The sequence below is a fragment of the Marinobacterium rhizophilum DSM 18822 genome (genome assembly GCF_000378045.1).
In the GTDB taxonomy this organism is placed as follows: domain Bacteria; phylum Pseudomonadota; class Gammaproteobacteria; order Pseudomonadales; family Balneatricaceae; genus Marinobacterium_A; species Marinobacterium_A rhizophilum.
The window spans coordinates 70,134-95,131 of the sequence record NZ_KB899101.1 but is presented as its reverse complement, the minus strand read 5'-3'; the positions used below and the strand labels follow the sequence as shown (position 1 = coordinate 95,131).

Below are 24,998 nucleotides of genomic sequence, written 5' to 3'. Positions count from 1 at the left end.
GAGAACACGCATGAGCGCAGTTATCATAGCAATCCTTGTCCTGCTCGGGCTCGCTGTCGTATTTGGCATCGTGCTGGGGTTCGCCTCGGTACGCTTCAAGGTTGAGGGCAACCCCATCGTCGACCAGATCGACGCCCTGCTGCCCCAGACACAGTGCGGCCAGTGCGGCTACCCGGGCTGCCGCCCCTACGCGGAAGCCATCGCCGGCGGCGACACCATCAACAAGTGTCCGCCCGGAGGCCAGTCCACCATCGAGGCCCTGGCCGACCTGCTGGACGTGGAAGCCATTCCGCTGGACGACGAGCACGGCGAAGAAAAGCCCCGCTCCGTCGCCTATATCCGCGAAGACGAATGCATCGGCTGCACCAAGTGCATCCAGGCCTGCCCGGTAGATGCCATTCTCGGCGCCGCCAAGCAGATGCATACCGTGATCACGTCCGAGTGCACCGGCTGCGATCTCTGTGTTGAACCCTGCCCGGTTGACTGTATCGACATGATCCCGATCGAAACCACCCTGAATACCTGGAAATGGCCAGCCCCCAAACCCGGTATCGAGCTGATTGCCACCGATGCCGGACGCGGTAGCGTGCAGCAGGGGGGTATCGCCTGATGAGTCATGTATTTGCCTTTCACGGCGGCGTACATCCGCCGGAAAACAAGCGCCAGTCTACCCGCACGCCCATTCGCCAGGCCCCCTTGCCTGAGCGGCTGGTACTGCCACTGTCACAGCACATAGGCGCGCCGGCCGAGCCACGGGTGCAGGTTGGCGACCGGGTCCTCAAGGGACAGCGCATTGCCGAGCCCGTAGGCCGCATCAGCGCAGCACTGCACGCCCCCACCTCGGGCATCGTAACGGCCATAGGCCCGCATCCAATCCCCCATGCCTCCGGCATGGAAGCCGACTGCATCATTATCGACAGCGACGGTGACGACCGCTGGATCGAGCATGCGGGCCTCGCGGATTTTCGCGCCCTCGGCAAAGCCGCACTGACTGACTACATCCGCAACAGCGGCGTTACCGGCATGGGCGGCGCGGGCTTTCCCACCGACGTCAAGCTGCACCTGGGTGATGACCACATCGTCAATACCCTGATCATCAATGCCGCCGAATGCGAACCCTACATCACCGCCGATGACATGCTGATGCGCGAGCGCGCCAGCGATATCGTGGCCGGTATAGAAATCATCGACTACCTGCTAAAACCCAGCCACATCCTGATTGGCATTGAGGACAACAAGCCCCAGGCGGTCAAGGCGCTGGAAAAGGCCCTCAAGGGCTGCACGCTGAATATAGACATCCGCGTGGTGCCGACCAAGTACCCGTCCGGCGGCGAAAAACAGCTGATCAAGCTGCTGACCGATGTCGAGGTTCCCAGCGGCCATATCCCCGCCGATGTGGGCATCGTGTGCCAGAACATCGGCACCGCGTACGCCACGGCCCGCGCTGTGCATCAGGGAGAGCCGCTGATATCCCGCATCGTGACGATGACCGGCGAGGCCGTCGCCCAGCCGCAGAATTTTGAAGCCCTGATCGGCACGCCCTATTCGCTCCTGCTGCGGGCTGCCCGGGTCGACACCGGCAGCCTGTTCCGCCTGGTTGTGGGCGGCCCGATGATGGGCTTCACCGTCGACAACGACCAGATTCCGGTCATCAAGACCACCAACTGCCTCATCGCCGCCAGTCCCGACGAAATGCCGGAGGCACCGCCGGCCCAGGAGTGCATCCGCTGCGGCCTGTGCGAACAGGTCTGCCCGGCCGAACTGCTGCCCCAGCAGCTGTATTGGTTCGCCAAGGGCCGCGAGCTGGACAAGGCCCGGCACCACAATCTGTTCGACTGCATCGAATGCGGTGCCTGCTCCTATGTCTGCTCCAGTGCCATACCGCTGGTGCAGTATTACCGCAATGCCAAGGCTGAAATCCGCAGCGACGAAGCCGAACAGCGCAAGGCCGAACATGCCCGCCAGCGCTTCGAGGCGCGCCAGGCACGACTCGAAGCCGAGCAGGCCGAAAAGGAAGCACGCCGCAAGGCCCGTGCCGAAGCCGCCGCCCGTAACCAGGCCGCCCGCAAGGACAAGTCCGTGGCAGCAGCACCCGCCAGCACTGCAGTGCAGGCACCGGCTGGAGAGCCTGACCTGAAGCAGCTGAAAACGGCTGCCTCAGTGGCACGCACCAAGCTCAAGCAGGCCCAAAAGGCGCTCAAGAACGCCGAAGACAAGGGGCTTGATGGGGTGGATGCCCTGCGCGCCACCGTACAGGCACTAAACATCAAGGCCGACGCCGCTCAGCAGGCCTACGACCAGGCCCTGAATGCACAGAGCGACGCCAGCGCAGCGCCGGATGCCAAGCAGCTCAAGACCAACGCGGCCGTGGCCCGTACCAAGCTCAAACAGGCCGAAAAAGCCCTGGCGAGCGCCCGTGAAACGGGTGGCGATGACATTGGCGCGCTGGAATCCCGAGTGCGCGAGCTGGAACTGCGGGCCAACGATGCCCAGAAAGCCTATGACGCGGCGGATGCCGGCAGCGCAGGCACCCAGGCACCGGACCCGGCAAAACTGGCGCAGCTCAAGGCCGACATGGATGCCGCCCAGGCCAAGGTCGACAAGGCCCAGGCGGCGCTGGAAAGTGCCATCGCCTCCGGCAGCCCTGCAGTGGAGAAAATGACCGCCGGCGTCGAGAAGCTGCGCGGCAAGTACCTTGAAGCCAGGGCCGCCCATGAGGCCGCTTGCACGCCCGCGGCCGCACCGGCCACCAGCCCGGCCAAGCTGGCGGAACTCAAGGCCGACATGGATGCTGCCCAGGCCAAGGTCGACAAGGCCCAGGCGGCGCTGGAAAATGCCATCGCCTCCGGCAGCCCTGCGGTGGAGAAAATGACCGCCGGCGTCGAGAAGCTGCGCGGCAAGTACCTCGAAGCCAGGGCCGTCCATGAGGCCGCCTGCACGCCCGCGGCTGCGCCGGCCACCAGTCCTGCCAAGCTGGCGGAACTCAAGGCCGACATGGATGCCGCCCAGGCCAAGGCCGACAAGGCCCAGGCGGCGCTGGATAGCGCCATCGCCTCCGGCAGCCCAGCGGTGGAGAAAATGACTGCCGGCGTCGAGAAGCTGCGCGGCAAGTATCTCGACGCCAAGACTGCCTATGAGGCCGCTGGCGGCACCTGTTCCGATGTGCCCCAATCCGACACACCGGCCGATGCCGATGCCGAAAAGCCGGTCGATCTCAAGGCGCTGAAGCAACAGGTGTCCATCATGCGCACCAAGCTGAAGAAGGCCGAGAAGGCATTGCAGGACGCCGATGCCGGCGAGCGCGATGCGCTAGCGCACGAGGTGCAGGATCTAAATGAGCGCCTGAACAGCGCACGCGCAGAGCTCCAGAGCGCCGAGCAGGTCCGTATCGAGGCCGCCGCCGCAGCCGGTGTCGACCTCAAGCAACTGCAGATCGATGCCGCCATGGCCCGCGCCGAAGTCACCAAAACGGAACGCGCGCTGGGTACGGCTGACAGCACCAGCGCCACGGACCTCGAGCAGACCCTGCTGCAGGCCCGCAGCCGCGCCGACGAATTAAGCAAAACGCTGAGCCGTTTTGAATAAGGACTGACCCAAGATGGCACTGATACGTTCCAGTTCACCCCACCTGCGCCGGGCAGGCAGCTCTGCCCACCTGATGCGCCTGCTGATGTTCGCCACCTTGCCGGGCACGGCCGCCATGACGTTCTTTTTCGGCTGGGGCACCCTGCTGCAGATCGGCTGGGCCATGCTGCTGGCACTGGGCTTCGAGGCCGCGGTCATGAAACTGCGTGGCCGCCCCGTCGGCTTTTACCTGCGCGACTACAGCGCACTGGTAACCGCAGTACTGCTCGGTCTGGCGCTGCCACCCTTCGCGCCCTGGTGGCTGATGGTGATCGGCATCTTCGTCGCCATTGTGATCGCCAAGCACCTGTATGGCGGCATGGGCAACAACCCCTTCAATCCGGCCATGGTGGCCTACGCCCTGCTGCTGGTGTCCTTTCCCGTCGAGATGACGCGCTGGACCGCCCCCTTCGTACTGCAGGGTGAAGACGGCTGGCATATTTTAGGCTTTCTCGACACCCTGAAGCTGATGTTCGGTGCCATTGAACACGGCGCCGTGGATGCTTTCACCTCGGCCACGCCGCTGGATGAACTGCGTCATCGCGGCGGCCTGACCACCGAAGAGGCGTTTCGCAACTCCGATGTGCTGGCCAACGGCGTGGGCGCCTGGCATGCCGTGAGCGCGGCCTACTTCATGGGCGGCGTTTTCCTGCTGTATCGCAAGGTCTTCACCTGGCATACACCTGTCGCCGTACTCGGCAGCCTGGCGCTGCTGTCGACGCTGTTCTACATGTTCGCGCCGGACACCTATGCCGACCCGTTCTTTCACCTGACCATGGGCGCCACCATGCTCGGTGCTTTCTTTATCGCCACAGACCCCGTCACGGCCGCCACCAGCAACCGCGGCAAGCTCTATTACGGTGCCGGTATTGGCATACTGATATTCGTTATCCGCACCTGGGGCAGCTACCCCGATGCAGTGGCCTTCGCCGTGCTGCTGATGAACCTGTGCGCCCCCTTTATTGACCAGTACACCCAACCTCGCACCTACGGTCACGCAAAGCCTAACCGCGGCCAGAAGGAGAGCACCTGATGCAAATGCTCAGCTCTATCAGCCGCAGCACCACCGGTATTGCCATCTTTGCCGTGGTGACCGCAGGCCTGATTGCCATTACCCAGGTCAGTACCAGCGATCGCATCAAGCAGAATGAACGCGAACAACAGTCGCGGGCGCTTTACGAGATCGTACCGCGCGAAAGCCTGGACAGCGACCTGCTGGAAAATGGCGTCGAGTTTGTCGCCCCCGACCTGCTCGGTCACGAGCGGCCCGAAACCGCCTACCGCGCCATGCGCAATGGCGAGCCCGTCATGGTGATACTGCCGGTGGTGGCGCCCGATGGCTATACCGGCGAGATCGGCATGATCGTGGGCATTAACAGCGATGCCAGCGTGGCCGGCGTTCGCGTACTGGCCCACAAGGAAACACCGGGCCTGGGCGACAAGGTGGACATCAAGAAATCCCGCTGGGTACTGGGCTTTGCCAACCAGAGCAAAACCGAGCAGGACCCAAGCTGGGCCGTGCGCAAGGATGGCGGGCGCTTTGACCAGTTCACCGGCGCCACTATTACACCCAGGGCGGTGGTCAATGCCGTGGGACGTGCCGTGGATTATTTTCGTCTGCACCGTGGCGAACTGCTCGGTCTGAGCGACGACGTGCAACAGGAGACTCGCGACAATGGCTGATTACAGGAAGATTACCCTCGACGGTCTCTGGCACAACAACCCGGCGCTGGTGCAGCTACTGGGGCTATGCCCGCTGCTGGCTGTCACAGGCTCTGTGGTCAACGCCATTGGTCTGGGGCTTGCCAGCACCCTGGTGCTGACCGGCTCCAACCTGACAGTGTCACTGTTTCGCCATTTTGTGCCGGACTCGGTTCGCCTGCCGATTTTCGTCATGATCATCGCCTCCCTGGTAACCTCCATCGAGCTGCTGATGCAGGCCTTCACCTACGAGCTGTACCAGATTCTGGGCATCTTTATTCCGCTGATCGTGACCAACTGCGCCATCATGGGGCGGGCGGACGCCTTTGCCTGCAAGAACCCGGTGGGCGCCTCGGTACTGGATGGCCTGATGATGGGTGTCGGCTTCACCCTGGTGCTGATGATCCTGGGCGCCATGCGCGAGATCCTCGGCCTCGGCACGCTGTTTTCTGACATGCAGCTGCTGTTTGGCCCGGCGGCCGAAAGCTGGAAGATCACCCTGATCGGCGACTATTCCGGCTTCCTGTTTGCCATTCTGCCCCCCGGCGCCTTCGTTGGCATGGGGCTGCTTATCGCGCTGAAAAACATTGTCGACGCCAGACTGGAAGAGCGCCGCAAGGCCCGCAAACCCAAGAGCGATGGCGGCAGCCGGCGTGTGCGCGTTACCGGCACGATCAACTAAACAGGATTCCAGAGCATGAACGCGGCAAAGCGGCTGCAGATATTCACCCGCCTGCGTGACGAAAATCCGCATCCGACCACCGAGCTGGAGTACCGCTCACCGTTCGAGCTGCTGGTGGCGGTGACCCTGTCGGCCCAGGCCACCGATGTAGGCGTCAACAAGGCGACCCGCAAGCTGTTCGCGATCGCCAACACCCCCGAAACCATCCTGGCGCTGGGGGTCGACGGCCTCAAGCACTACATCAAGACCATCGGGCTCTACAACAGCAAGGCCGAGAACGTCATCAAGACCTGCCGAATACTCATCGAGCAGCACAACTCCGAGGTCCCCCAAACGCGCGAGGCCCTCGAGGCCCTGCCAGGTGTCGGTCGCAAGACGGCCAACGTGGTACTCAACACGGCCTTCGGCCAGCCCACCATGGCGGTTGATACCCATATCTTTCGCGTCGCCAACCGCACCGGCATTGCGCCAGGCAAGACGGTCCTGGAGGTGGAAAAAAAGCTGCTGCGCTTTATTCCCAGGGAATTCCTGCTCGATGCGCACCACTGGCTGATTCTGCACGGACGCTACGTCTGCATCGCTCGCAAGCCACGCTGCACGGCCTGCCTGATTGAAGACCTGTGTGACTACAAGCACAAGACCGAGCTGTGAGAGGTACCGGTGGAATAAGCCCGCAGGCGAATTCCACCGAAGAGGCCGAGCTCAAGGGTGGATACAGGCGGCAACGCCTGCTTAATCGTCTCTCTGAAGAGGCTGCCGGATGCAGGACCTGGCGGCCCTGCACCCTGTCACTTACAGATAAATTGAACGGCCATCGTCGCGCCAGATCGCGTAGGTAACCCCCACCGCCTGGCTGTTAACGAACATGAACTTGCCGTCCGGCGAGAAGCAGGCGCCGCAGAACTCGCCATTGTCATAATTATTGTGGGCGAACTGGAACAGGCCGCCGCTGGCATCGACACCAACGATGAACTGACCGTAGGCGCTGCTACCATCTTCACAGAGGTAAAGCGTGCCATCACGGGCCACGGTAATGTTGTCCGGCCCATCCAGCAACGATTCCTCCGTCGACTCAACCACCAGCTTGATGATTTCGCTGCGCGGATTGTAGCACCACACCTGCCCTTCACCCGCGTCACCGGCGTTGCTGGCCACAAAGTAGATCTCGTTATGATGGGTCCAGGCGCCCTCGCCGCGGTAGAACATCGCCGCACCCTTGGCCTGTGCCTCGTGACGCAGGGTGTCCTCTTGCGGATCCACGTCATCGAGCTTGACCCAGCGCACCTTCAGCTCCTGACCCAGGAACGGCAGCATGCTGTCACTGGCACCGCGACTCAGGCCACGGGTATCAACCTGCAGGCCACCCTGAACTTCACTGACCGGCAGCGGATCAGCATTGCAGTCCGAGAACTGTTCGCTGTCGATCACCATTGCATAGAGGTCGCCGCCCTGCTGCAGATCGCCAAAGCCGTTCGGGCGCACATGTGGCACGAAGCGGTAGAAGGCGCTGTCACCACGGTCCTCGGTTTCGTACACGTAGCCGGTCTGCGGATCCACGGCGATCGCCTCGTGGTTCATGCGGCCCATGTCTTTCAGCGGCACGGGCTCCACCGCCTCACCTGCCATTGAGGGCACCTCGAAGTTGTAACCGTGCTTGACGGTTGCGCGGTCGTCGGAAGACGGCGTGGTCATATTCTCTTCGCAGCTGATCCAGGAACCCCAGGGGGTTTCGCCACCGGCACAGTTGCGGATGGTGCCACCGAGGGAGACATAATCCTTCACCACGCGACCGTTGCGATCGACGATCACCGTGGTGGTACCGCCACCGGCCAGGCCCGCCGCGAAGTTGTCGTAGTTGTCGCCGTTGGGCGCTACGCACTTGAGGTTGCTGCCTATGCTGCACTCATGGTTCCGCACCAGGATGTAGTTGCCTTCGCGCCCCTGGAAACAGCCCATGCCGTCATGCTTTTCCGGTACCAGGCTGCCATCGCTCATCGGTGTACCCTTGATCGAGATCGCGGTGTAACTGAACCCCTGCGGTAACTTCAGCAACTCGGTATTTGCAAGCGTACCGAGCTCGAAACTATTGACCGGCAGCTTCGGCGCGATCGCACCAAAACCCTCGACGGTAAAACTGGTGGGAAAGCAGCCGCTATCCGCCATGGCACGGCGGCTGTGCAAAAGCCCCAGGGGGCTCAGGGCGGTGCCGGCAGCAGCAATGGATACCAGGCTGACAAACTGGCGTCGGGACATTTGGGACATGGTAATAAGCCTCTCTGATAGTGCCGTAGAAGAGTCATGAAGCTCGCTCCGTCCCTGAAACAAGCCACCTGCCCAAGACCACAACGGCGCCGGGCCGTACTTTGAGGCAATCATTGAATCAAGCGGTATGGCCGCGTAGGCTGCCAGCAGGCAACCGGCACAGAGAATAAGCTCGGCACGCGTCATTTTAATGAACACGGGATGACGCTTTGCTTACCGTCAGGCGGCATTGCGGATGGCACAGGATTACCACGACGGCCTGGCGGCGAAACAAAAAAGTGACAACCGCAGCCTGCTTTTCTATACACAGGACGATAAAAAACAACGCGAAGATGCATTGCCGTGGGTATCAATTTGTCACGCCAGTGCACCTGGCTCACGACTGAAACACGGCAGTGGCGGGGATCGAACAAAAAACACTCAACAAGACTTGAAATAGTGCCGAATTTGACCGTCAAAACACTTGATCAGTCAGTCAGTTTATGACCGTTTAATTGAAGAATGTTGATAATTCAGTTACCCCCACTTTCTGTGGATAAAACTGTTGGTAAAATTTGGACAGATGGCCCCAGCCCCCATCATTAAAGGGGTTACCTTAGATTGATCAAAAAACAACCATGCTATTTTTTACCATTAAAAACAATGACTTATAAGAGTCAACCAGGTTCTTTAACTATTTTTCGTCGTCCGGCAATCAACCCCAAAGATGCATCTTAAAGGTGTGGATGATCAACAGAAGGAAGGGCTGTCAAGACTGATTTCGTCGCTTCTTTTCATGCATCCTACTTGTTCTTTATTCATCTTTCTGAAAAGCCCGCCGTTTCATCTGCATGCCAGGCCACGAGCCTCAAAAAAACCCACAACTGTGGGTAACTCGAGTTCAAGCCATCATTTTGCGAATGAATTAATCCACCGGTTAATATGTGTCCACCGCGTAAAACATGAACTCAGCTTTTGTCCTCAAGCCAGGCCGGTGACGGCAAGCCATGCTCACGCAGAAAGGCCGGATTAAACAGCTTGCTTTGATAGCGTGAGCCGACATCACACAAGATTGTCACCACCGTATGTCCGGGCCCCAGCGTGCGGGCAACCTGCACCGCACCGGCCACATTTATCCCGCTGGAGCCGCCCAGGCAAAGCCCTTCGTACTGCAGCAGATCAAACAAATACGGCAAGGCCTCGTGATCGCTGATTTCCAGTGCATCATCCACCGTCAGCCCCTCGAGGTTTGCGGTGATGCGGCTCTGCCCGATACCCTCCATGATCGACGAACCCTGCGCACGCAGCTCACCGTGGCGGTAGTAATTACACAGGGCAGCTCCCTCGGCATCCGTCAGCACAATGCTCACGCTTTTATCCTGTTCTCGCAGTGCCCTGGCCACCCCTGCCAGGGTCCCGCCCGTACCCACAGCACAGCAGAAAGCGTCCAGCTGCCCACCACACTGACGCCAGATTTCAGCGCCCGTGGTCTGATAATGAATTTCACGATTAGCGATATTGTCGAACTGGTTGGCCCAGATGGCATTAATGCCCTGCTGCTGCATATCGGCGGCTATGCGCGCGGAAACGCGGGTGTAATGATTACTATCGGCATAAGGGACGGCCGGTACCAGACGCAGATCGGCACCATAGAGGCGCAGAAGATCCTTCTTCTCCTGACTCTGCGTTTGGGGCATAACAATCACAGTGCGGTAGCCCAGCGCACTGGCAACCAGGCAGAGGCCGATACCGGTATTGCCGGCGGTACCTTCCACGATGGTGCCACCCGGCTCGAGCATTCCCCTGCGTTCGGCATCACGAATAATACCCAGTGCGGTGCGATCCTTGACCGAACCTCCGGGATTAAGAAACTCGGCCTTGCCAAGAATGGTGCAGCCGGTCAGTTCCGAGGCCTGACGCAGCTCGATCAGCGGCGTATTGCCGATCAGGGAGACCAGTGCGGATTGATGTTCAAACATGATGCCTCTCCGGTTCCGATACTGCCAAAAGTATGGCAGTTACGGCGACCATCAGGCACTTTTACACGCAGATAAAGCACCTGTGGATTTACCCACACAATCTGTGCATAAGTCACTGCATAACTCTTTGGTATCCCGACCAAAGCCAGTGTTTGCGTGGCTTTCAGGCGATCGTACAATATCCGCACAGTGCATGATAAGTGTTTATTTTTCAGCATCTTACGTAACACAAAAGATCATCGATCTGATATTAATCAAGCAAAGTCAATCTTGACAGTCGAGTATCTTGGCCTGTGCAAAAAAATTTCACCACACGAAAAACAGCGTAAAAAAAACGCCGCGCAAAGGGGACGCCACGAAAGGCACAAGGCAGGATAACAAAGTCGATAGCAGGATAGAGCAAGACGAAAAACACGGGTCGCGTTTTGGGATTGCAGCAACATGTCAGGATTCGCACCTTGAGCAGGTCAAACAGATTGCGCGTGTGGACAGGTATGCACCCGGCCCACCTCACCGTCGAGCAGGTGCTGACGTAAGAGGTTGCGCGCTAACCACCTGCCGTTAACGCGACCGAATCCCGTCACGCCCCGATTACTCAGACGGGATGTCAATCTCGATGTGCGTTTTGGGATTGCAGCAACAGGTCAGGATGCGCACCTTGAGCAGGTCAAACAGATTGCGCGTGTGGGCAGGGATGCGCCCGACCCGCCTCACCCATGAGCAGCAGTTACCTTAAGAGGTTGCACACTAGCCACCTGCCGTTAACGCGACCGAATCCCGCCACACCCTGCCATGGCCTGATCACTCGGACGGGATTTCGATCTCGATGTGCGTTTTGGGCTTGCAGCAACAGGTCAGGATGCGCACCTTGAACAGGTCAAACAGATTGCGCGTCTGGACAGGGATGCGCCCCGCCCGCCTCACCCATGAGCAGCAGTTACCTTAAGAGGTTGCACACTAGCCACCTGCCGTTAACGCGACCGAATCCCGCCACGCCCTGTCATGGCCTGATCACTCGGACGGGATTTCGATCTCGATGTGGGTTTTGGGCTTGCAGCAACAGGTCAGGATCTCACCTTCGGGCAGGTCGAACAGGCTATCCTGCACCGGCTCCACCTCACCGTCGATCAGCCGCACCCTGCAGCAGCCGCAGTAGCCGCCGCGGCAGTTGAACGGTGCAGGAACCTCGTTGGACTCAAGCGTATCGAGCAGAGAAAATTCGTGTTCGTAGAAGTAAGTACCGTAGTTGTAGACCTTGATACGTGGAATCCCGGCCATGGATCGCTCCCTGTCTGCAGGCATAACGGAGTTAGAAGTCAAAGTCGTCGAAATCGCCGTCTCCCACCTCATTATCGATCTGCCCCACCAGGTAGGAGCTGATCTCGGACTCCTGCGGCGCCACCTGTACGTTGTCGCTTACCAGCCAGGCATTCATCCAGGGCAGCGGGTTCTGCTGGGTTGGAAACAGCTCGTCAAAACCCAGCGCCTTCATGCGTACATTGGTGATGTACTCGACATAGTCACTGAGGATCTTGCCGTTCAGACCGATCATGGAACCGTCGCGGAACAGGTACTGTGCCCAGTCCTTCTCCTGCTGCGCAGCTTCTGCGAATATTTGCAGCGCTTCTTCGCGGCACTCTGCCGCCACTTCCTTCATTTCCGGATCATCGGCGCCAGAGGCCATCAAATTCAGCATGTGCTGGGTGCCCGTCAGGTGCAGGGCTTCATCGCGTGCGATCAGCTTGATGATCTTGGCGTTGCCTTCCATGATGGCCCGTTCGGCGAATGCAAACGAGCAGGCAAAACTGACGTAGAAGCGAATCGCCTCCAGCACATTGACCGATACCAGGGTCAGGTACAGGGTGCGCTTGAGGTTGCGCAGCGACGCATCCACCTTCTTGCCCTTGATCTCGTGCACGCCCGCACCATAAATGCCATACACCTGTACCAGTGCAATGAACTGATCGTACAGGCGGGTCACCGATTCGGCCCGCTTGACGATTTCCTGGTTGGTGACGATCTGATCGAACACCGCCGACGGCTCGGTAATGATATTGCGGATGATATGGGTGTAGGAACGACTGTGAATGGTTTCGCTGAAAGCCCAGGTTTCAAACCAGGTTTCCAGCTCGGGCAGGGACACCACCGGCAAAAAGGCAATATTGGGCGAGCGTCCCTGCACCGAATCCAGCAGCGTCTGGTATTTCAGATTGCTCAGGAAAATATGCTTCTCGTGCTCCGGCATCGCCATGAAGTCCTTGCGGTCGGTCGACAGGTCGACCTCCTCCGGCCGCCAGAAAAACGACAGCTGCTTTTCAATCAGCTTTTCAAAGATGGGATACTTCTGCTTGTCGTAGCGGGCAACATTGACGCTGCGACCAAAGAACATGGGTTCGAGCGTGGCATCGTGGGTAGACGGATTGAACGTGGAGTAAGCCATTAATTCCTTAGAGCTCCGAAAATACTGCAACCGGACAGGCCAAGGCCCCCGTCACAGGGACGGCGGCCTAACCCGAGATATGCGAACCCTGCCTGCGCTTACAGCTTGCAGGCACCGCCTTCACAGCCATCATCCTGACCGTCGGAGGCACCGTCACGGGTGTTGTGGTAGTACAGCGTCTTGACGCCATATTTGTAGGCGGTAAGCAGGTCCTTGAGCAGCTGCTTCATAGGCACCTTGTCACCCGGGAACTTGCTGGGGTCATAGTTGGTATTCGATGAAATGGCCTGGTCAACGAACTTCTGCATGATGCCCACCAGCTGCAGATAGCCTTCGTTGTTCGGAATGCTCCAGAGCAGCTCGTAGTGGTTCTTGAGCTCCAGATACTCCGGCACCACCTGCTTCATGATACCGTCCTTGCTCGCCTTCACCGACACATAGCCACGCGGCGGCTCGATACCGTTGGTCGAGTTGGTGATCTGCGACGATGTTTCGCAGGGCATCAGCGCAGTCAGGGTGCTGTTGCGCAGACCGAATTCCTTGATGTCTTCACGCAGTGTTTCCCAGAAATAGTGCAGCGGCTCGTCGCAGAACTCATCGATTTCGCGCTTGTAGGTATCAATGGGCAGCAGGCCCTTGGCGTAGGTCGTCTCGTTGAACTTCGGGCAGGCACCGCGCTCTTTGGCCAGCTGATTGGAGGCCTTGAGCAGGTAGTACTGAATGGCCTCGAAGGTACGATGCACCAGGCCATTGGCCGAACCGTCGGAATAGCGCACGCCATTCTTGGCCAGGTAATAGGCGAAGTTGGTCACACCCACACCCAGGGTACGACGCCATTGGGTGGCATTCTGGGCCGCCAGAATCGGGTAATCCTGATAGTCCAGCAGGTTGTCCAGCGCCCGCACGATCAGGTCAGACAGATTTTCCAGCTCGTCCAGGTTGGCCAGGGCACCCAGGTTGAACGCTGACAGGGTGCACAGGGCGATTTCACCCTCGGGATCGTTCACATCACGCAGCGGCTTGGTGGGCAGCGCAATTTCCAGGCACAGGTTCGACTGTTTAACCGGGGCAACATGCGGGTCAAATGGACTGTGGGTATTACAGTGGTCCACGTTCTGAATGTAGATACGGCCGGTAGAGGCGCGTTCAGAGGCCAGCAGACCGAACAGCTCAACCGCCTTGATGGTCTTCTTGCGAATCGCAGGATCCTGCTCGTACTGTACATACAGACGTTCGAACTCGACCTGATCGGCAAAGAAGGCATCGTACAGGCCCGGCACCTCATGCGGGCTGAACAGGGTAATGTTTTCACCCTTGATCAGGCGCTGGTACATCAGCTTGTTAAGCTGCACGCCGTAGTCGATATGGCGCACGCGGTTCTCTTCCACACCGCGGTTGTTCTTCAGGACCAGCAGGGATTCCACTTCCAGGTGCCACAGCGGGTAGAACAGCGTGGCGGCACCACCGCGCACGCCCCCCTGGGAGCAGGATTTGACCGCAGTCTGGAAATGCTTGTAGAACGGTATGCAACCGGTATGGAAAGCTTCGCCATTGCGGATGGGGCTGCCAATGGCGCGAATCTGACCGGCATTAATGCCAATACCTGCACGCTGGGACACGTACTTGACGATGGCGCCCGCGGTGGCATTGATCGAGTCCAGACTATCGTCGCACTCAATCAGTACGCAGGAACTGAACTGGCGCGTGGGAGTCCGCACGCCCGCCATGATCGGCGTCGGCAGGGACAGCTTGAACAACGAGGTCGCATCGTAAAAGCGGCGCACATAGTCCAGCCGGGTTTCTGCCGGATAATTGGAAAACAGGCAGGCGGCCACCAGCATGTAGAGAATCTGCGGGCTTTCGTAGATATCACCGGTGACCCGGTTCTGCACCAGGTACTTGCCTTCCAGCTGCTTGACGGCCACGTAGCTGAAGTTCATGTCGCGTTCGTGCACCAGGTAGCCATTCAGCGTATCCCAGTCCTCGGCGCTGTAGTCCTCAAGCAGGTGACGATCGTAACGCTTGCTGTCCACCATGCGGGTTACATGCTCAAGCAGGTGCGGCGGCTCAAATGCACCAAAGGCACGCTTGCGCAGATGGAAGATCGCTAGACGGGCAGCCAGATACTGATAGTCAGGGGAAATTTCCGAGATCAGGTCGGCAGCCGACTTGATCAGCGTCTCGTGGATATCAGAGGTCTTGATGCCATCATAAAATTGCAGATGCGCCTTGAGTTCGACTTCGGACGGAGACACATTATCCAAGCCCTGGGCAGCCCAGATTACGACACGGTGAATCTTTTCCAGGTCGATAGTTTCGCGCCGACCATCCCGTTTGGTAACCATCAAATCTTGCTGCATCCGTCGCCTACTCCTGGATGTTATGTCTGTCGTCTGAGCGCCATTACACCGTACAAATACCGCCGCCATCACAACTTCGACATCAACAGTCAAGGATGAATTCAGACAACAGCAAAGCCGGTTTCAACTGTGGGGTCACCGCAGTTGAAACACTACATATAGTGGACGCTGGATTAATTGGCACTAAATATAGTTATAAACCGTTTTTTTTCAACTCTTGATTTAGCCCGGCATTCTGTGTAACCAGCACGGCGGAAAGCCACAAATGCCGGTACTTCGGGAGTTGCACGCAAATTGTGGCGCAAGTAAATATTTTCAAAAAAACCGCTTTACAATACGCCCGATTACGCCTCTCGCCAGCATGCGAAACGACTGTATAAATAACACTCAGAATTCACGCGATTGCACTGCCATGAGACCGGCCCAGGCCTGTACGCATTCCGACCAGTAGTGAACACAAACTCCGCGTCACGATGAGCATTTTCGCCGCACTGCCTCTTATTACTCCTCAAGGCTTAAAAACAGTCCGAGCTTGTCATAGCTGTAAAAACCGATTGAAGAGTCGTTTTTGTCATAGGTAAAACCAAGTTCGGGGGTGAAGCGTCCTATGCGAAAATTTCGAGGGCTGATCGCAAGCCCTGCTCGCTTTCGAGTGTCCTTTCGGGTACGTCCGAACAAAGGATCCTGATCACCGTAAACGCGCTGCGCAACCGCCATAAAGGGTTCCAGCGCCCAGCTTCCGATGGCGAAATCGACGCCCAGCCCCAGTGAGGCGCCATGGTAGGAATAAGGGGATTCCTTGGCAACGGAATTCTCAAGGGAAATGTCTCCCCGTAACAGGGCAAGGCTGTGCAAATGCCGGGTAAAACCCATCGCAGCGATATACTGATCGGCATCCAGGTGATCAACGCCGGTGATGTCGAGGCGGGCGATTTTCAGCTCGTAGAGCAGCCGAAACCGTTCGACGGGATCGGGGATGTAGATAAAGCTCAGGTACGGATAGTCGTACTGCTTGCTGCCGTCCCGAGTGGAAATTTCAATACCCGCGCGGGTTTTGAGCCGGGGGAGCGAATCGAAAGCGTATGTCAGGCGCCCATCCCAGGTTATACGGTCGAACTGGCTCTGCTCGTAATCAATAAAAGACAGGTTCATATACCCCTGAAGCTGGCGGTCACCGCTCAATGCCTTGCCCATTTCCACGCGGTAACGAATCCCCCGCACCTCCTTGTTATCCTGGGGCGGAACGATTGTCAGAACCTGCCCGGCTATCATGATGCGTCTGTCGGAGGTGAAATTTCGCGGATTCGAATCGCTCACGAGTGAAATGCCGTACTTGACGAACCCCAGGGTTCTGTCGATTTCGCGGAGGTAGAGTTCGATATTCTGCCGTACCGGCCAGGGAAGGATATCGCCGGCGAGGACCTGCTCGAATACCTCCCGGGATTCATCAAGGCGCTGCGCCAGAAACAGGGCTCTTGCCAGCTCGAGCCTGATGCGCGGGCTGGGCGACTTGCGTGCCAGGTCACGAAATATGGCAATCGCGGCGTCGTAATCCCGATTTTGCAGGGCGATACCGCCGAGAATGAACTGGTTCTGCAAGACATCCGGGTATGCGGTGGCATTGACATCATCCATATCGGCGACAAGGGTTTCTGGCGATCCGCCCGCCAGGCTGCAACTAGCCGCCAGTAGCAGCAAAGCGGCACCCAGCACCGCTGCCCTAGGCATAAGGCGCCAGCCCGCCGTGCTGCTTTTTGCTCCTGTGGTCAGGCCCCACCGCCACAGTGGTTCCGCCAGTCAAGGCCGGTCTGCACCGAAGGCACCGGAGTAAGCCTCGACACCCGTACCGCGCAAATTGAAGTAGCCGCCAAGCTCTTGCGCACGCGGGCCGTAGAATCGCCCCTTCGCCGTCCCGTCGAGTCCATCGCCGGCTACAGCGCCACTGAACGCGCTGCTGCCGAATCCATAGGTAAGTGTGCCCGTCAGGTCCAGATTGTCCGCATCGCTATCCACCAGCGTATGCAGATTGAGTTTGGCGGTATCGTTGGTGCGAAAATCCAGCTCGCGATCAAAAAAGTCCGCCTCCACCCTCAGGGTGCTGGCCGTGGAGTAAGCCTCGCCCGCAGTATCGACATAATGACCCAGCGTCAGCCCGGTAAAGGTCGCCGAACCCGAGCCGGGAACGCCATCACCCGGTGACGGTGCGCCGATACTGATAGCCCCTGCTCGCCCGGCGCCGGTGCCCAACCCTGTTATCCAGGCGCCAAAGGTCTGAAAATTCCAGCCAAACGCGAAGGGGTCGGCCGCCAGCCCAAGGGCCGTTTCGGCCGCGTTTCCCAGCAAGACGACGCCACTGTCCGTGTCGACTAAATCACCGTCGCGTTTATCCCAGGAGACCGATGAAAAGGGGGTTCTGATTCGCACTCGGGTCAGAAAGCCGTCGGCACCGTAGGTCAGGGTCGCCGAAGAGGAACGACTTTCGCGTGCAGTGCCAATGTCCGTTACCAGAAAATCAGGGGCAGGTGCTTCGTAGGTACTCTCGGTCGACATGCCGGATACGGTTACGGTCTGGGGAGGGACGATCGCCGCCCAGTTCGTAAAGGAAGACCCAGATCTGATCGAGAGACCGCCACCACCACCGCAGCCGGAAAGCAACAGAGATCCACAAACAAGAGCCAGTGAGGGAGAAAGGCATTGTCGTTTCATGGTAAGTCCCCACGGCATCGGAGCAGTGAGTGGAACGGGCCGTACTCCGATGCCAGTGTACGGCTATTCGACGTATTAAGCCGGCGGGTTAATACATGAAGCATGGCAGCTTCATCATTGAGCCTTCCTTTGAACAAGATGGCCCAATACGCCCCCCCACGAAAACCAGCACCTTCACACAGTTGCGTCTACTCTTTTGGGTTAAAGAGCATGTGGGGTAACGTACAAACAGGCAGAGAACCTGTTTGTCCGCCCGGTTATATAGTGCCGGCACCCTGCTTCGGTACTGCTCCAGAATGAAGGCAAGAACGACTCTTTAACTGTAGAACGGGTTTTACGTTAAGGGTAGAACGAGTGACGTGCTGTGGCGGGAACACGGGAACGGCTGACCCGCGGCCAGGTGATTTTGCGGGGAATATCCAGGCAGCCGCCCTAGCGCACATTCGACTTGCTACCGCTATCTGAGCGCCTGACACCCACTGAGTCGACTGGATCTGGGCGACCTGCACTATCCTGGACCGGATCCGGCTGCCTGAACGGTATCAGCACGAGTTGCCACAGACCGAGCCGGTCTTCGCGCTGATAGTCGCGCAGGCCGATCTCCATGCCCACATGCCCTGCGGCGGGCTGGGCGCGGTAGCTGCCAAACAATCGATCCCACAGCGATATGAAGAAGCCATAATTACTGTTGGTTTCCGCCGGAACAACAGAGTGGTGTACCCGGTGCATGTCCGGCGTCACCACCAGCCAACGCAGAGCGGTATCCAGGCGTGCAGGCAAGCAGAGATTGGCGTGATTAAACAGTGCCGCCGCACTGAGCGTCGCCTCAAACACCAGTACCACGACAGGACTGACGCCCAGCGCAGCGACCAGCGCGACCTTGTACAGCAACGACAACAGGATCTCCAGCGGATGAAACCGAAAGCCGCTGGACAGGTCGAGATCGAGATCCGTGTGATGCACACGGTGAATGCGCCATAACACGGGCACCCGATGGAACAGCCGATGCTGCAGATAGATGGCCAGATCCAGTACCACGAACCCCGTCACCGCGCTCAGCCATGGGGGCCAGGCCTGCAGATTAAACAACCCCCAGCCCTGTACCTGCGCATAGACGGCCATAGTGACGGCGGCGGCCCCCAGGGTGAAACGCTGCGCCAGTATATCGATCCCCAGCAGGCCCATATTGATGCGCCAGCGCGTCCACCGCGCCTGACGACGCGGTCGCCTGGGCCAGGCATGCTCACTCAGGGCCACCAGCACGAAGATCGCCACAAATATCAGCAGGCGCAGCGCTGACTCGGACATAGGGCCTCTCCCGTTAAAATGATACGCAGCCCCACAGGCCTGTCGCAGAACCGCGCCAGTCTCGCAAACTCACACGCGCCGGCGCAACGACTTGAAAAAATAATTGCAGCCCCTGGGAATAAAAGCAGCGTCCAGTTGTTTATGTGTGTGAAGACCCAACAACTGAAGGAATCGTTCAACATGCGTAAATTTACACTGGCCACTGCTCTGTCCCTGCTGATCAGCACCCCGCTGTTCGCCGCTCCCGCCATGACCGGCGACAGCACCAAGGGCGAGATCCTTACCGACGCGCAGGGCATGAGCCTCTATACCTTTGACAAGGACAGCAACGGCTTGTCCGCCTGCTATGACGCCTGCGCCCAGAACTGGCCGCCGCTGCTGGCAGAAGCCGGCGCCGAAGCGGATGGCGACTTCGCCATCAGCGAACGTAGCGATGGCAGCCTGCAGTGGACCTACAAAGGCGCGCCGCTGTATGGTTTCATCAAGGACCAGCAGCCGGGTGACATCACCGGAGATGGCCTCAAGGACGTCTGGCATCTGGCTCGCCCCTGATCCGCCGACACAGAACCGCTGACAGAACGCGCCCGCGGCAGGTTCCGGCGACACCGGTGATCTGCCGCTTCAAGGACCGCCTCTTGTGAACAAGAACGACCTCGTAGAACATCTGCCAGGCCTGCGCCGCTATGCCCGCTCGCTGCTCTACGCGCCCAGCGATGCCGAAGACCTGGTGCAGGAAACCCTGCTGTCGGCACTGGGCAACATGCCGCTGTGGCTAAGGCGCAGCAAACATCGGCCCTGGCTGTTCAGCATTATGCACAACAATTTCGTCAATCAGGTACAGCAAGGCAAAACCCGGGAAAAACACTTTCCCAGCCTGGTGACACTCTATGGCGACCCGGTGGAGCACCCCTTCTCCGATGACTCGCTGGGTCTTCACCGGGCGCTGCAATGCCTGTCGGTGGATGACCGATCGCTGCTGCTGCTCGTCGCCCAGGCGGGTTTCAGCTACACGCAAGTTGCCCACATTCTGGATCTGCCCCAGGGCACCGTGATGTCCCGCCTGCACCGGGCACGCCAAAAACTGCGCAAACTGCTCGAGCAGGCCGACGACCACCGCTACCGGGAACAGCAATGAGTACCCCGAACAACAGCCCGTACGAGGGCCTGCCCTTCGATGCCGACCAGATGGAGCTGTGGCTGACGGCACGGCTGCCAGAGCCACAAAAACACAGGATCGATGACTGGCTGGGCCAACATCCGCAGCAGGCGGCCTACTGGCAGGCACTGCAACAGGACCAACGGCTGCTGGCGCAGCTCAATCCGATGCACGATCATCGCAGCCTCGACGACTACGCGCTGACGCCCCGTCAAACGCCGCCTGCCCGGCCCTGGCTGCGCCGGCCGGCACTGCCAACACTGGCAGCCTTCGCTCTGGGGTCAGTCTGCAGCGCGCTGCTGCTGCCCTTCTGGGCCACGGCTCCCTCTGAGCCCGCTAGTCGGCCCGCCTTTGTGCAGAACGCCATGCAGGCCCATGCGCTTTACAGCGTGGAGGTACGCCACCCCGTCGAGGTCGGCGAGCAGGAACAGGCGCACCTGCTGAAATGGCTTTCCAAACGACTGGAGCGCCCGCTGGCAGCACCCGATCTTAGCGGCCTTGGCTTTCAGTTGCTCGGCGGGCGCCTGCTGCCGGCGACGGACAGCCCTGCGGCCCAGCTGATGTATCAGGATGCCGGGGGCGAACGTATCACCCTGTATATTGCTGCGGCGGCCAACAGCCAGCCCAGCAGTTTCCTGTTCAGCGAACACCAGGGGGTATCGACCTTCTACTGGGTAGACGAACACTGGGGTTACAGCCTCAGCGGGCGCATCGACCGGGCCCGGCTATCGCAGCTGTCGAGCCAGGTATACCAGGCACTGGTGCTTTGACAGGTGGTTGCCGACACCCCTCAAAGCCCCTAAGCTGGCATTTGCCGGTGACGGGCGCAGCCACCATTTCACCCGCCACCCCACCCGCCAACAGTACCGAGTCGCCCCATGATCTTTGACCTCGAAACCCTCTCGCCCAATCGCCGTTATCACCTCATGACGCAGGGCCTGGTGCCTCGCCCCATTGCGTGGATTCTGAGCCACAACGACAATGGCAGCCTGAACCTGGCGCCCTTTTCATTTTTTAATGCCATCTGCTCGGACCCGCCCTTGGTGATGTTGTCGATCGGCCGCAAGGACGGCGGCGAGATCAAGGATTCACGTCGTAACATTCTCAGCAAGCGGGACTTTGTTATCCAGATACCGTCCCGGCATCATGCCGCCGCAGTCACCGCAAGCTCCGCCAGCCTGGAGTACGAGGAATCTGAACTGGCATCGCTGGACCTGGAACTGTCTGAGTTTGAGGGTTGTGATGTGCCACGCATCGCCGATGCAGGCATTGCCATGCACTGCGAATTCCACGATGTGCACTACCTCGGCCCGGCTGAACAGGCCATCGTCTACGCACGGGTACGCCAGTTCTACGTCAGCGACGACATTCTGAGCGAGCACAATGGCCGCCACACAATTGACGCCGCGGCACTGGATCCACTGGCTCGCCTGGGAGGCGCGCAGTATGCGGGACTCGGCGAGCTGTTTTCCATTGCACGGCCATCTTGAGCAACCGGTCAAAAACTCACAGCCCCGATCCCGGCGGCTAAGCCGCGGGTTTGGGCCTGTGCAACAGCCAGCGCCAGCGGTTTATCAGCAGGGACAGGAAGATCAGCGAACAGCCAATCAGCTGCTGAACGTTCATCTGCTCATCGAGCCAAAGCATGGCCAAAAGTGCAGTCCATACCGGTTCCAGTGTCATGATGATGGCCGCGTGACTGGCCGACGCCATGCCCTGTGCCTTGATCTGCAGGAAAAACCGCAGGCTGGTTGCGATCAGGATACTTGCCAGCAGCCAGCCGATCCCGTCCCAGCTGACAGGCATGTCCCAGGACTCCGTCAGCCAGGATGCCAATAGCGCAATCAGTCCCACAATCCCCAGCTGGATACCGGTCAGCGCCACCGGCGGAATGCTGCGCGCATAACGGCTGTTAAGGTTAAAATGCAACGCCAGCATGACCGCCGCCGCCGCAAAGTAGCCGTCGGAGGCTGCAAAACTCAACCCCGCCTCCAGTGACAGGCTGCCCAGCCCCAGTACCGCCACCAGCAAGGCCAACCAGGTGCTGGTCGCCGGTTTCTGGCGGAAAAAAAGCCAGCCCAGCACCGGTACCAGCACCACGCTCAAACTGGTAATGAAGGCGCCGACCCCCAACTGGGCGGCCGTGGACAGTCCCAGAATCCAGCACAGCATGGACACCCCCATGACCACACCGGTGGCAGCGGCACGGTGCCAGGCGTGCTGCGGCAACCTGCGCACCTGATGCCAGCCAAGGGTTCCCACCAGCAACCCCGCCAGCAAAAACCGCACCCCGATAAAGCCCAGAGGTGGCATCTCGCTCAGTGCCTCATGGGAAAATATCCAGCCCATGGCCGCCAGCAAGGTAACCAGCAGCATGAGCAGGTCGGCCTGCAGGTTTTTGCCCATCATCGAATGTCCATCCCTAGCTCACCACCTGATTGAATCATATTGAAACACGCAAAAGCCCATCACCTGTACAGAGATCGGGGTCCCCCCTCATCCGCACAGATTTGCAATTGCAGTCCATCAGTATCCCGCCCCTCGCTCCCGGACCAGAAGGAGTCGCCCGCAACAGCATCCGATCCCTTATAATGCCCCCATCGTTCAGGTCACAAGAGTTCGCAGGCATGCAGTTTGAAGTAAATGCTCACAGTGCAGACAAACCCGCCGGGCGCATTCGGCAGCAAAATGAAAAGCTGATTATCAGTGCCGCTGAGCAGGAATTTGCCTGCCATGGATTCAAGGGCACCAGCATGCAGCGCGTTGCAGATCGCGCCGGCCTGCCCAAAGCCAATATTCACTACTATTTCAGTAACAAACTCGGCCTCTATTACGCCGTGCTGGCGAACATTATCGACCTCTGGGACAGCACCTTCAATGAGTTGAGCCCAGAAGATGACCCGGCCATAGTGTTACCCCGTTATATCGCCGCAAAAATCGACTTTTCCCGCCAGTACCCCCTGGCTTCGCGCATTTTTGCGATGGAGATTCTGAGTGGCGGGCCTCACCTGAGCTCATTCTTCAAACAGGACTATCGCACCTGGTTCAAACAGAGGGCCGCCGTATTTGAGCACTGGATTGCCGCCGGCAAGATGAACGCCATCGACCCGGCCCACCTCATATTCCTGCTCTGGGGCTCTACCCAGCACTATGCTGACTTTGCCGTACAGATTGAAGCGGCACTGGGCGAAGAGTCGCTTGGGCCGGACGTTTACGAAACGGCAACGCAGACGCTCACTGAAATTATTCTTCGAGGCTGCGGCATACGCGTCGACGCTTAAGACACGCCAGCATGTCCAGCTACGGTTAAACCGGCAGAGGCCCTGCGTGGGAACATCAGAAACGCGCTACACGGCACCGGCGCTGACCACCTGATTGCGTCCCTGATGCTTGGCACGATAAAGGGCTTCATCGGCGTGGCGCAACAGTTCAGCGGGCCGGCTATCCTTTCTCGGGATGGTACAGGCGACACCCATGCTGATGGTTACCTGCTTGCTGACGGGTGAATCGCCATGCGAAATACCCAGTGCCATGACAGCCTCTCGCATTTGCTCGGCCAGCATGCACGCGTCTTGCAACCCGATACCAGGCAGGATGATTGCAAACTCCTCGCCACCAAACCGGGTCACGGTATCGCCCGCCCGCCGTGCATGCAGATCGAGCGTTCTGGCGACCGCCTTCAGGCAGTCGTCGCCCATCAGGTGTCCATACCGGTCGTTAAAATTCTTGAAATAGTCGATGTCGCAGATAATCAGCGACAGCACCGACTGCACACGCAACGCGCGGCTCCATTCTTCGGCAAAGTGCTCGTCAAAATAGCGCCGGTTCGGAATTTCCGTCAGGCCGTCGATCGACGAGAGTTCGTATAATTTTTCGGCCAGAGACTCGGCTCGCTGCTTTTCCACGCGCAGCTGCTGCTCGGTACGCGCGCGTATTTCAATATCTTCACGCAACTGTTCGTTCAGCTTGAGCACCTGACGCTGCTCCTGGCGCAATTCGCGCAGCAGCTGCTCATTCACTACGCCACTGGCGACAAAGCCTTCGAAGATGTCCGCAATGCGATAAATGGCACGCAGGGAAAATACAAAGAAGCCCAAACATACCAGCCCCATCGCGATTTTTTGCGGTTCAAACGATATCAGCAGCACCAGCGCTAGCGGCAGCAGCGCAATGCTCGCGAAGACCAGAAACATCCGGGGTGATACCGACGCTGTACTGACCACACTGCCCGCGACCATCCCGGCCAGACAGACATAGATCAAAGCCGCATCGGCAAAAGGCAGGCTGTATTCAACATAGAGGCTGATAGTCGACCACGTCAGGGCGGCGGCGGTAAAACCCAGCGCATGCAGGCGTCGCCAAATGGCGGAGTCCACTGCTTTTTCAGATGCCCCCCTGCGCCAGGCAGAAAAACTCAGAAACAATGCGAGACGCGACAGAATCACCAGGGCCACTGCCAGCATCCAGTAAATATAAAACGTCTGCTCTGTTAACCACCAGTAATAACCACCGGCACACGCCGACACAAAAGCCCCTCCGAACAGTGCAACCGGCGTTTGCTCATGCTGAGCTTCCAGCAGCTTCCTGCGCAGATAGCGGGCGTCCAGCGGACTCATGGGGTATCGACCTCCAGATGGGTGCGGGGCAAGATCCCAGCGCAAGTCTAACAATAGAGTATGTCAAGGCCCCCATCACTCTGTTGACCATAGACCCTTACTTATATGACTGTCACCCTTACGCGACAAGAGGGGCGATAAATTGATCAACTCTCCCTCAAGCGGCAATGCACAGCTTGACTTCA

The 24,998-nt window shown here is 58.9% G+C and carries 22 protein-coding genes; 12 read left to right on the top strand and 10 right to left on the bottom strand.

What is annotated here, in order from left to right; translation table 11 throughout:
• The first annotated feature begins 10 nt into the window (after positions 1–10).
• Genes rsxB through nth form a run of 6 tightly spaced genes read left to right on the top strand, consistent with a single transcriptional unit; the run spans position 11 to position 6,658 of the window.
• Positions 11–610 (top strand): electron transport complex subunit RsxB, encoded by a 600-nt coding sequence (gene rsxB, locus F451_RS0114645; RefSeq protein WP_020682137.1) that lies wholly within the window; start codon positions 11–13, stop codon positions 608–610.
• The gene (gene rsxC, locus F451_RS0114640; protein WP_020682136.1) at positions 610–3,585 is read left to right on the top strand and encodes an electron transport complex subunit RsxC; all 2,976 of its coding nucleotides are present in this window, start codon (positions 610–612) and stop codon (positions 3,583–3,585) included. Before rsxB ends, rsxC begins: the two co-directional genes overlap by 1 nt.
• 13 nt (positions 3,586–3,598) lie before the next feature.
• Complete coding sequence (gene rsxD, locus F451_RS0114635) at positions 3,599–4,657, top strand: electron transport complex subunit RsxD (RefSeq protein ID WP_020682135.1); 1,059 nt, start codon at positions 3,599–3,601, stop codon at positions 4,655–4,657.
• The gene (gene rsxG, locus F451_RS0114630; protein WP_020682134.1) at positions 4,657–5,307 is read left to right on the top strand and encodes an electron transport complex subunit RsxG; all 651 of its coding nucleotides are present in this window, start codon (positions 4,657–4,659) and stop codon (positions 5,305–5,307) included. Before rsxD ends, rsxG begins: the two co-directional genes overlap by 1 nt.
• Positions 5,300–6,007, top strand: a complete 708-nt coding sequence (locus F451_RS0114625; RefSeq protein WP_020682133.1) for an electron transport complex subunit E — start codon at positions 5,300–5,302, stop codon at positions 6,005–6,007. The genes rsxG and F451_RS0114625 overlap by 8 nt, the downstream gene beginning before the upstream one ends.
• Positions 6,008–6,022: 15 nt before the next feature.
• Positions 6,023–6,658, top strand: coding sequence for an endonuclease III (gene nth, locus F451_RS0114620; RefSeq protein WP_020682132.1), 636 nt, complete (start codon positions 6,023–6,025; stop codon positions 6,656–6,658).
• A gap of 141 nt (positions 6,659–6,799) precedes the next feature.
• Here the strand turns inward: nth and F451_RS0114615 are convergent, their stop codons facing one another.
• Positions 6,800–8,269 carry an alkaline phosphatase PhoX gene (locus tag F451_RS0114615; RefSeq protein WP_026291783.1) on the bottom strand — a complete coding sequence of 490 codons (1,470 nt, stop codon included), beginning with the start codon at positions 8,267–8,269 and terminating at the stop codon, positions 6,800–6,802.
• A gap of 235 nt (positions 8,270–8,504) precedes the next feature.
• Here F451_RS0114615 and F451_RS27790 point away from each other — a divergent pair, with 235 nt between their 5' ends.
• Positions 8,505–8,708 (top strand): hypothetical protein, encoded by a 204-nt coding sequence (locus F451_RS27790; RefSeq protein WP_156826499.1) that lies wholly within the window; start codon positions 8,505–8,507, stop codon positions 8,706–8,708.
• Between the two features lie 508 nt (positions 8,709–9,216).
• On the opposite strand, the gene F451_RS0114610 is transcribed toward F451_RS27790, so the two are convergent.
• The 7 genes from F451_RS0114610 to F451_RS0114575 form a co-directional block, all read right to left on the bottom strand.
• Positions 9,217–10,227, bottom strand: coding sequence for a cysteine synthase A (locus F451_RS0114610; RefSeq protein ID WP_020682130.1), 1,011 nt, complete (start codon positions 10,225–10,227; stop codon positions 9,217–9,219).
• Positions 10,228–11,238: 1,011 nt separating this feature from the next.
• A complete protein-coding gene (yfaE, locus tag F451_RS0114600) occupies positions 11,239–11,505 on the bottom strand; it encodes a class I ribonucleotide reductase maintenance protein YfaE (protein WP_020682128.1) in 267 nt (88 codons plus the stop codon).
• A 31-nt stretch (positions 11,506–11,536) separates the two neighbouring features.
• A complete protein-coding gene (nrdB, locus tag F451_RS0114595; protein ID WP_020682127.1) occupies positions 11,537–12,667 on the bottom strand; it encodes a class Ia ribonucleoside-diphosphate reductase subunit beta in 1,131 nt (376 codons plus the stop codon).
• A 98-nt stretch (positions 12,668–12,765) separates the two neighbouring features.
• Positions 12,766–15,027 (bottom strand): class 1a ribonucleoside-diphosphate reductase subunit alpha, encoded by a 2,262-nt coding sequence (nrdA, locus tag F451_RS0114590; RefSeq protein ID WP_020682126.1) that lies wholly within the window; start codon positions 15,025–15,027, stop codon positions 12,766–12,768.
• A gap of 501 nt (positions 15,028–15,528) precedes the next feature.
• Positions 15,529–16,755 (bottom strand): surface lipoprotein assembly modifier, encoded by a 1,227-nt coding sequence (locus F451_RS0114585; RefSeq protein ID WP_020682125.1) that lies wholly within the window; start codon positions 16,753–16,755, stop codon positions 15,529–15,531.
• A 69-nt stretch (positions 16,756–16,824) separates the two neighbouring features.
• Positions 16,825–17,577, bottom strand: coding sequence for a transferrin-binding protein-like solute binding protein (locus tag F451_RS26765; protein WP_020682124.1), 753 nt, complete (start codon positions 17,575–17,577; stop codon positions 16,825–16,827).
• A gap of 588 nt (positions 17,578–18,165) precedes the next feature.
• Positions 18,166–19,041 (bottom strand): sterol desaturase family protein, encoded by an 876-nt coding sequence (locus tag F451_RS0114575; RefSeq protein ID WP_020682123.1) that lies wholly within the window; start codon positions 19,039–19,041, stop codon positions 18,166–18,168.
• 180 nt (positions 19,042–19,221) lie between these two features.
• Between F451_RS0114575 and F451_RS0114570 the strand changes: the two genes are divergently transcribed.
• From F451_RS0114570 to F451_RS0114555, 4 genes are all read left to right on the top strand, one after another.
• On the top strand, positions 19,222–19,593 hold the full coding sequence (locus F451_RS0114570) for a COG4315 family predicted lipoprotein (protein ID WP_020682122.1): 372 nt from the start codon (positions 19,222–19,224) through the stop codon (positions 19,591–19,593).
• Between the two features lie 85 nt (positions 19,594–19,678).
• A complete protein-coding gene (locus F451_RS0114565) occupies positions 19,679–20,176 on the top strand; it encodes an RNA polymerase sigma factor (RefSeq protein ID WP_020682121.1) in 498 nt (165 codons plus the stop codon).
• Positions 20,173–20,967: an anti-sigma factor family protein gene (locus F451_RS0114560; RefSeq protein ID WP_020682120.1), complete on the top strand. Its 795-nt coding sequence runs from the start codon at positions 20,173–20,175 to the stop codon at positions 20,965–20,967. The genes F451_RS0114565 and F451_RS0114560 overlap by 4 nt, the downstream gene beginning before the upstream one ends.
• Before the next feature lie 108 nt (positions 20,968–21,075).
• A complete protein-coding gene (locus F451_RS0114555) occupies positions 21,076–21,687 on the top strand; it encodes a flavin reductase family protein (protein ID WP_020682119.1) in 612 nt (203 codons plus the stop codon).
• Positions 21,688–21,724: 37 nt separating this feature from the next.
• Here the strand turns inward: F451_RS0114555 and F451_RS0114550 are convergent, their stop codons facing one another.
• Positions 21,725–22,606: a DMT family transporter gene (locus F451_RS0114550; protein ID WP_020682118.1), complete on the bottom strand. Its 882-nt coding sequence runs from the start codon at positions 22,604–22,606 to the stop codon at positions 21,725–21,727.
• 218 nt (positions 22,607–22,824) lie between these two features.
• On the opposite strand from F451_RS0114550, the gene F451_RS0114545 reads away from it, so the two are divergent.
• The gene (locus tag F451_RS0114545) at positions 22,825–23,478 is read left to right on the top strand and encodes a TetR/AcrR family transcriptional regulator (RefSeq protein WP_020682117.1); all 654 of its coding nucleotides are present in this window, start codon (positions 22,825–22,827) and stop codon (positions 23,476–23,478) included.
• Between the two features lie 66 nt (positions 23,479–23,544).
• Here the strand turns inward: F451_RS0114545 and F451_RS26760 are convergent, their stop codons facing one another.
• Positions 23,545–24,813, bottom strand: coding sequence for a GGDEF domain-containing protein (locus F451_RS26760; RefSeq protein WP_020682116.1), 1,269 nt, complete (start codon positions 24,811–24,813; stop codon positions 23,545–23,547).
• Positions 24,814–24,998 lie beyond the last annotated feature (185 nt).